Genomic DNA, 6,767 nt, shown 5'->3' on the forward strand with positions numbered 1-6,767 from the left:
AAGGAAAGCAATGACATTTTCACAAATAATATTAACCCTTCAAAACTATTGGCAAGAGCAAGGTTGCGTTATACTTCAGCCATACGACATGCCTGCTGGTGCTGGAACATATCACCAAGCGACATTTTTAAGAAGCCTCGGACCAAAGCCGTGGGCGACTGCATACGTAGCTCCAAGCCGCCGTCCGACTGATGGCAGATACGGCGAAAACCCAAACCGCCTGGGTGCTTATTATCAGTTTCAGGTGCTTATAAAACCAAGCCCAGAAAATATCCAAGAGCTTTATCTAAAAAGTCTTGAAAAGCTTGGGTTAAATTTAAAAGATCATGATATCCGCTTCGTTGAGGACAACTGGGAGAGCCCGACTCTGGGCGCTTGGGGGCTTGGCTGGGAGGTCTGGCTAGATGGAATGGAAGTGACGCAGTTTACCTATTTTCAACAAGTTGGCGGTATCGCTTGTGAGCTGGTCTCTGGCGAGATAACATACGGTCTTGAGCGCTTAGCTATGTATCTGCAAGATGTAAATAGCGTCTACGACATAGTTTGGGACGACTCTAATGGCAACATCGTAACCTACGCCGATGTGCACAAACAAGGCGAGTATGAGTGGAGTAAATATAACTTTGAAGTAGCAAATGTTGATATGCTTTTTAACCAGTTTGAAAACGCATTTAACGAGTGCAAGCGTTGCTTAGAGGCTAAAATTTCACTGCCAGCTTACGACTACTGCATGCTTGCGGCTCACACATTTAACGTCCTTGATGCGCGTGGGGCGATTAGTGTAACGCAAAGGCAAGATTACATCCTAAAAATCCGCGAGCTGGCCAAAGAGTGTGCGCTAACTTATAAAGAGAGCCTAGAGCAAAAGTAAAATTTGATGAAAATAGCTGAAATTTATAAAATTTTAGATGAAATTTGCCCGTTTGCGAGCCAAGAGCCTTGGGATAATAGTGGCCTACAAGTTGGCTCATTTGATAGCGAATTTGAGCGAATTTATCTAAGCCTTGATTTAGATAGCGAACTTTTGCAAAATGTCTTGCCAAATTCGCTCATTATCACTCACCATCCACTCATTTTTAAGGGGCTAAAGAGCCTGGACTACAGCCTTTATCCAAGCTCACTCATAAGAGAGATGATGATAAAAAATATCTCGCTCATCTCGCTTCACACAAATGCTGACCTTGCATTTTTAAATGAAAAATTTGTAACGCAGGTTTTGGGGCTAGAAATTTCAAGCAAAGAGGGTTTTTTGATCTACGCTGATGTGAAGATGAAATTTAGCAAGCTTTGCAAATTTGTAAAAGAAAAACTTGGGCTAGAAAATTTAAGAGTGGCTCATGCAAAAGATGAAATTTCTAAAATTTGTATCTGCACTGGAAGTGGCGCAGATCTTATTCAAGATATCAAAGCAGACGTCTTTTTAACGGGTGATCTAAAATATCACCAAGCCCTTTATGCAAAGGAAAATGGGCTAAATTTAATCGATATAAATCACTATGAAAGTGAACGTTGTTTTGGTGATTTTTTAGCAAAATATTTGCAAAATCTGAAAATTGAAGTTATAATACGCAATTCTAAAAATCCATTTACATATTGCTAACAAAAAAAGGAAACATTATGAATAAATACTTACAACAATTAGTTGAATTATCTGAGCTTGATAAACAAATAGATGGCTTTACACCACGCATTCAGGATATAGAAAAGGCTTATAAAAATATAGAAGAAGAGTGCGAAACTATAACGGTTAATATAGAAAGACTAGATGAAGAGGTAAATGACTTAAAGTCTCAAAAATCAGGCACAAATGCTCATATTGCCGAGTTTAGCGCAAAGATAAAAGATGTAGCTAAAAAAAGCTCAAGTGCAAAAAGCGAAAAGGAGATAAAAGCTCTAAGTCTTGAAGAAGATATTGCGAAAGAGCAACTTGAGGCTGCAAATGAAGAGATCGCTAGACTTGAGAAGCTAATAGATAGTAAAAATAGTCAAAAAGATGAGCTTGGTGCAAAAAAAGCTGAACTTGAAGAGAATTTAAAAAATATAAAAAGCAAAACTTCATCTGAACTTGAAAATATTGGGAAAGAACGTGAAGAAGTTTATGCTAAAAAAGATAAACTTGTCGCTGCGATGAACCAAAAAATCCTAGCATTTTATGAAAAAATAAGAAAATGGGCTCACAACACAGCAGTTGTGCCTGTTAAAAAACAAGCTTGTTATGGCTGCTTTATGCAGATAAATGATAAAACTTTCTCTGCGGTTGTAAAAGGCGAAGATATCGTTACTTGCCCGCATTGTGGCAGAATTTTGTATAAACAAGAGCAATAACACGTTTCGTGATAATAATATATTATTTTTTAGCCTCAATACTCTATTTTTTTGGGGCTATTTTTCTACTTTTATTAAGTTTCAAAAAAAAATATCATAGATCGATCCCAGCACGTTTCTTTCTCTTTAATAATCCTAAATTTAAAGATGCAGATGTGCATTTTCACGCTTGCTCATTTGGCGAGGTGCAAGCGCTTAAGCCTTTGATGCAAAAATTTAACAGCAAAGCCATAAGTGTGGTGACAAATACAGGCTTTGAAGCGGCAAGTAAAATTTGTGCTAACACAAGATTTTTGCCATTTGAAATTTTCTTGCCATTTTGGTTAAAAAAGAGCAAAATTTTAGTCATTTTTGAGGCTGAGCTTTGGCTTATGCTAGTTTTCATGGCAAAGCTAAAAGGTAGCCGCGTGATACTAATAAACGCTAGAATTTCAGATAGAAGCTATAAAAGTTACTTAAAATTTGGCTTTTTTTACAAATATCTTTTTAAATTTATAGATAAAATTTATGCCCAAAGCGAGCTTGATAAAGAACGGCTAAAAACGCTAGGAGCAGGTGAGATAGAGGTCGTTGGCAACATAAAAGCCGCGTTTTTGCCAAGCGTGAGTAGAGTTTATGAAAAGCCAAAAGCTAGAGTGATCGTATTAGCAAGCACACATATAGGCGAAGAAGAGATGATTTTAGATAATTTAAATTTAAAAGAAAACGATCTATTAATTATCGCGCCACGCCATCCTGAGAGATTTGCAGAGGTGAAGAAGCTAGCGAGCGAGTACGCTAAAAAGTATGGCTTTAGCTTTGCTGAATTTAGCCAATCATATAAATTTGAAGCTAAAGTAAATTTGCTTGATACTTTAGGCGAGCTTGTAAATGTCTATGCTATTAGCGATATAGTAGTGCTTGGAGGCAGTTTTGTACCAAATATCGGTGGGCATAATCCAATCGAGTGCGCACAATTTAACCCAGTGATAATAAGTGGCGAGTTTATATTTAACCAAAAGGCATTATTTAGCTTAGTTGAAAACATTTATTTCGCAAAGGCTAGCGAAATAGGTGGCATAATGGGTAATGATGCTAAAAAGAGCAAGATCGCCGTGCAGGCCAGCGCTGATGCGATCATAGAAGATATAAGGAGCACTTTATGAGTGAAGAAAAAGCGTATAAAATTTTAGCCAAGCAAAAAAACATCTCAAACAACGAGGCAAAGGAGCTAATCGATAGCGGGTTGGTCTATGCCAAGGGGCAAAAGGTGATGATCGCTCGTGCGCTAATGAGCGAAAATACTAAATTTAACGTCGAAGAGATGCCAAAGCCAAGTGTTATCTTTGAAGATGAAAATTTAATAGCCATTAACAAACCAGCTGCCATAACTAGCGAAAAAATCAGTCAAATTTATAAATTTCCACTCCTTCACAGGCTCGATAAAGACACGAGCGGCGTGCTGCTTCTTGTAAAAAATGACGAATTTGCGAGCCTTGCCATAAATGAGTTTAAAAAGATGAAGGTTGAGAAAATTTACGTGGCCGCAGTTAGGGGCATCATGAGCGAGGAGGTGGTCGTAAATGAGCCGATCTTAACGATAAAAAATAAAAATGGCGCCTTCTCAAAGATATCAAAAGATGGCAAAGAGGCGATCAGTGAAATTTCACCGCTCATGGTCGTTGGCAAAAAAACGCTTGTAAAAGTTGCCATAAAAACAGGCAGGACGCATCAGATAAGAGTGCATTTGGCTAGTTTAAATTTACCTATCGTTGGCGATGAGAAATACGGCAAAAATAGGGCAAATAGAATGTTTTTGCATGCCTATTCTATCGCTCTTTTAGACTATAAATTTAAAGCGTCGATCCCAAGAGAATTTAACTCTCTTGGATTTGAGCTATCTAATAAATTTGAAATTTAAAGAGCAATAAAGAAATTATTTAGTAATATACGCCCTTTAATAACAACTTAGAAAGGTGATTAGTGTTCGAACAAATTAGCGAGTCTTTTAGATTAGCCGTTAGCAAGATACGTTTTGTAGATGATGAAAAAGCTCTAAAAAACGCACTTGACGTGCTCAAAAAAGCTCTTTTAAAAGCTGATGTTCACCACAAAGTCACCAAAGATCTACTCGCATCTATCGAAAGCGAACTAAAGCAAACTGGCGTTGGTCAAAAGAATTTCCTAGATGCAATCAAGTCAAATTTGACTACTATCTTAACAGCTCCTGGTAACCAAGGATTTGTCTATGCGCCAGTTGCGCCAACCATTGTTTTGATGGCTGGCTTACAAGGTAGCGGTAAAACAACGACAACTATCAAGCTTGCAAACTATCTAAAATTAAGAAAGAAAAAAGTTTTAGTTGCGGCTTGCGACTTGCAAAGATTAGCAGCGGTTGAGCAGCTAAGACAGCTCTGCGTTGCAAATGAGATCGATCTTTTTTATATAGAAAATGAAAACAACCCTATAAAAGTAGCAAAAGAAGCACTAGAAAAAGCAAAAAGTGGTCTTTATGACGTTCTTTTAGTGGATACCGCTGGTCGTCTTGCGATCGATGAAAAGTTGATGCAAGAGATAAAAGATGTAAAAAATGTGATAAATCCACATGAAATTTTTTACGTAGCTGATGCTATGGGCGGACAAGACGCTGTAAAAACAGCTACGAGTTTTAATGAAATTTTGGGAATTTCTGGAGTTATCCTTTCTAAATTTGACTCTGATTCAAAGGGTGGCGTAGCTATTAGCATCGCAAAACAGCTAAATATACCGCTTAGATTTGTCGGCACTGGCGAGAAAGTAGCTGATATCGAGAGTTTTATACCAGACCGCATTGTAAGCCGTATAATGGGTGAGGGTGATTTGGCCACTTTGGTAGAGAAAACATCAACTATTATAGATGAGAAAGAGGCAAAACGTCTAAATCAAAAGATAAAAAAAGGTCAGTTTAACTTTAATGACTTTCTAGATCAGATGGAGAGTGTTAAAAAGCTTGGCAGTATGAAGTCTTTGATGGGGATGATACCTGGTCTTTCAAATATAGCAAATCAGATAAAAGATATAGACCTTGATAATTCAAAAGAAATTTTACATATTAAAGCTATGATAAACTCTATGACGCAAAAAGAGCGTGAAAATCCTGAACTTTTGAATAATAGTAGAAAAAGACGTTTAGCGGCTGGTTCTGGACTTTCTCAGATAGAGGTAAATCGATTTTTAAAGCAGTTTGAAAATGCCTCAAAACTTGCTAAGAAATTTTCAGGAAAAGGTGGAGCAAAAGGACTTGCAAATATGCTTTCTCAAGCAAATTTTAAAAGACCTGTTTGATAAAAGGGTTTAAATTTGGATATTTGTTATCCAAATTTAAACTTTATTTAAAAACAAGAGGAGAAATATAATATGGCAACAGTAGTAAGACTAACAAGAATGGGACGTAAGAAAAGACCTTTTTATCGTATAGTTGTTACAGATAGCAGAAAAAGACGTGATAGTGGCTGGATAGAAAGTGTTGGCTATTACAATCCTATGGTTGAGCCAAATGTTATAAATTTCGACAAAGAGAGATTAGATTACTGGAAAAGCGTTGGTGCTAAACTTAGCGATAGAGTTGCACAAATTACAAAATAATGGTTAAAAATTTTTTATACGAATATGCCAAGTTGATTGCCGATTTTCCTGATAAAGTAAGTGTTGATCGTCAGGAACTTGGTGAAAATTTTGCTGAGATAATTATAAGTGCCGACAAGGTTGATACAGGAAAACTTATCGGTAAAGATGGCAAAATGATAAACGCTATAAAGACCGTTATTATTGGTTGCAAAGCTAAAGACAATACAAGCTATAGAGTAACGGTAAAAGCTATTGAATAGTGATATTGTTGAAGTCGCTACCATCGGAAGATGTGTTGGTTTAAAGGGCTACTTAAAGCTTCACAATAAGAGCGACTTCCCAGAACAGTTTAAAAAAGGTGCAACCTTTTTTGACAAAAACAATGATCAGCTGACTATAAAAGACTACAATAGACAAAAAGAACTGGTTTTGTTTGAAAATTTTGATGACTTAGATCTTGCTAAAGCGCTTGTAAATAGAACTATATATACCACAAAAGAGCTCACTAGAAAAAACTGCAAATTAAAAAAAAATGAATTTTTTCAGTTTGATATTATCGGCTTAAAAGTTATAGAAAATGGTGAAATTTTGGGTATTGTAGAAGATATCCAAGATAATTTTGCAAATTCACTTTTATACATAAAAACTGATGAAGAGCTTACCTTAGGTGGTAAACCAAAGAATTTTTACATTCCATATTTAGAGCATTTTATTATGAGTGTAAATTTAGACAATGAAGAGATTTTGGTAAAAGGTGCTAGAGCCATTTTAGAAAATTCATGAAATTTACGTTTATTACACTTTTTGAAAATTTAGTCAAACCTTATTTTTTTGATTCCATTTTAAAACGTGCAATT

9 protein-coding genes and 1 pseudogene are annotated in these 6,767 nt (G+C 36.2%); all 10 read left to right on the forward strand.

The window, feature by feature from the left end:
* The first annotated feature begins 10 nt into the window (after positions 1–10).
* Positions 11–871 carry a glycine--tRNA ligase subunit alpha gene (glyQ, locus tag F3H01_RS04730; protein WP_149714974.1) on the forward strand — a complete coding sequence of 287 codons (861 nt, stop codon included), beginning with the start codon at positions 11–13 and terminating at the stop codon, positions 869–871.
* Between the two features lie 6 nt (positions 872–877).
* Positions 878–1,600, forward strand: coding sequence for a Nif3-like dinuclear metal center hexameric protein (locus F3H01_RS04735; protein ID WP_149725017.1), 723 nt, complete (start codon positions 878–880; stop codon positions 1,598–1,600).
* Positions 1,601–1,617: 17 nt separating this feature from the next.
* Complete coding sequence (locus tag F3H01_RS04740; RefSeq protein WP_149714976.1) at positions 1,618–2,325, forward strand: zinc ribbon domain-containing protein; 708 nt, start codon at positions 1,618–1,620, stop codon at positions 2,323–2,325.
* An 8-nt stretch (positions 2,326–2,333) separates the two neighbouring features.
* Positions 2,334–3,470: a lipid IV(A) 3-deoxy-D-manno-octulosonic acid transferase gene (gene waaA, locus F3H01_RS04745; protein WP_149725018.1), complete on the forward strand. Its 1,137-nt coding sequence runs from the start codon at positions 2,334–2,336 to the stop codon at positions 3,468–3,470.
* Positions 3,467–4,225, forward strand: a complete 759-nt coding sequence (locus F3H01_RS04750; protein WP_149725019.1) for an RluA family pseudouridine synthase — start codon at positions 3,467–3,469, stop codon at positions 4,223–4,225. Before waaA ends, F3H01_RS04750 begins: the two co-directional genes overlap by 4 nt.
* A gap of 62 nt (positions 4,226–4,287) precedes the next feature.
* Positions 4,288–5,628, forward strand: coding sequence for a signal recognition particle protein (gene ffh / locus F3H01_RS04755; RefSeq protein ID WP_149725020.1), 1,341 nt, complete (start codon positions 4,288–4,290; stop codon positions 5,626–5,628).
* A 72-nt stretch (positions 5,629–5,700) separates the two neighbouring features.
* Entirely contained in the window at positions 5,701–5,928 is a 228-nt protein-coding gene (rpsP, locus tag F3H01_RS04760; RefSeq protein WP_149725021.1) for a 30S ribosomal protein S16, read from the forward strand.
* Positions 5,928–6,170, forward strand: coding sequence for a KH domain-containing protein (locus F3H01_RS04765; RefSeq protein ID WP_072594183.1), 243 nt, complete (start codon positions 5,928–5,930; stop codon positions 6,168–6,170). Before rpsP ends, F3H01_RS04765 begins: the two co-directional genes overlap by 1 nt.
* Positions 6,163–6,693, forward strand: coding sequence for a ribosome maturation factor RimM (gene rimM, locus F3H01_RS04770; RefSeq protein ID WP_149725022.1), 531 nt, complete (start codon positions 6,163–6,165; stop codon positions 6,691–6,693). Before F3H01_RS04765 ends, rimM begins: the two co-directional genes overlap by 8 nt.
* Positions 6,690–6,767: pseudogene (locus F3H01_RS09435) on the forward strand (tRNA (guanosine(37)-N1)-methyltransferase TrmD); the annotation flags it as partial. The gene rimM and the pseudogene F3H01_RS09435, both read left to right, overlap by 4 nt.

It is taken from the genome of Campylobacter concisus, from assembly GCF_902460875.1.
Classification (GTDB): domain Bacteria; phylum Campylobacterota; class Campylobacteria; order Campylobacterales; family Campylobacteraceae; genus Campylobacter_A; species Campylobacter_A concisus_AA.